This is a genomic window from Cellulomonas septica (assembly GCF_012396155.1).
Classification (GTDB): Bacteria; Actinomycetota; Actinomycetes; order Actinomycetales; family Cellulomonadaceae; genus Cellulomonas; species Cellulomonas septica.
Genome location: NZ_JAAXOY010000882.1, coordinates 1 through 1,081 on the forward strand (window position 1 = coordinate 1; position 1,081 = coordinate 1,081).

Below are 1,081 nucleotides of genomic sequence, written 5' to 3' on the forward strand. Positions count from 1 at the left end.
GCGACCTCGAGGGAGCGGCTCGCCGCGAGCCTGCTCGACGGCGGTCGTCACCAGGCTCACCACCTCGCTCAGGGCATGGGGTCGAGCAGCTCCAGGGCCTGGTCGTGCAGGAGCCCGTTGCTCACGACCTGCTCGCCGCCCGGCACCCCGCGTCCGACGGCCCGGCCGAGCACGGCTGGCGCAGCGGCATCCGACGCGTCACGTTCGGCGCGATCTCGCCGGGACCCGGCCGCGCCGAGCGCAACCGCCGGTCGCAGTCGGCGTCGGTGCGCCGCACGTTCGACGGGCCCAAGACGATCGTCGTCGTCAACCCCAAGGGCGGCGCGCACAAGACGACCGCCACGATGCTGCTGGCCGCGACGTTCGGCATCCAGCGCGGCGGGTACACGCTCGCGTGGGACAACAACGAGACGCGCGGCACGCTCGGCTGGCGGTCCGCGCACACCGAGCACCAGCGCACCGCGGTCGACCTGCTCAACGCCCTGCCCCGGCTCGGCGGGCGCGCGACCGTGCGCATCGGCGACCTCGACGGCTTCGTCCGGACGCAGGCCGCCGAGCAGTTCGACGTGCTCGCGTCCGACGAGAGCTCGGCGTCGCTGTCCTCCGTCGACGCGGCGTCCTTCGTCGCGCTGCACCAGGTGCTCTCGCGGTTCTACCGGGTGCTCGTCATCGACACGGGCAACAACATGCGCGCCTCCAACTGGCAGGCGTCCGTCGACGCGGCCGACCAGATCGTCGTCGTCTCGACGATCCGCGAGGACACCGCGCAGTCGGCCGCGTGGGCGCTCGACGCGCTGCGCGCCAAGGGCCACGAGGAGGCCGTCCGCAAGGCCGTGACGATCCTGTCCGCGCCGTCGCCCAAGGTCGACAAGGACCTGCGCACGCGGCTGCGCGGCCACTTCGGGGCGCTCACGCGCGCGGTCGTCGAGGTGCCGCACGACAAGGCGCTCGTGTCCGGCGGACCCATCGACTACGAGGCCCTCAACCCGTCGACGCGCGACGCGTGGCTGCGGGCGACGGCGATCGTGGCCGACGGGCTCTGACGGCTCGTCGGGCCGACCGGACGGGCGTGACCCGAGGG

Annotated in this window: 1 protein-coding gene; it reads left to right on the plus strand. The window is 73.9% G+C overall.

The features are described from left to right. A partial coding sequence (locus HGA02_RS20005; protein ID WP_246248141.1) for a MinD/ParA family ATP-binding protein occupies nucleotides 1–1,043 on the plus strand: 1,043 nt, incomplete at its 5' end. Nucleotides 1,044–1,081 lie beyond the last annotated feature (38 nt).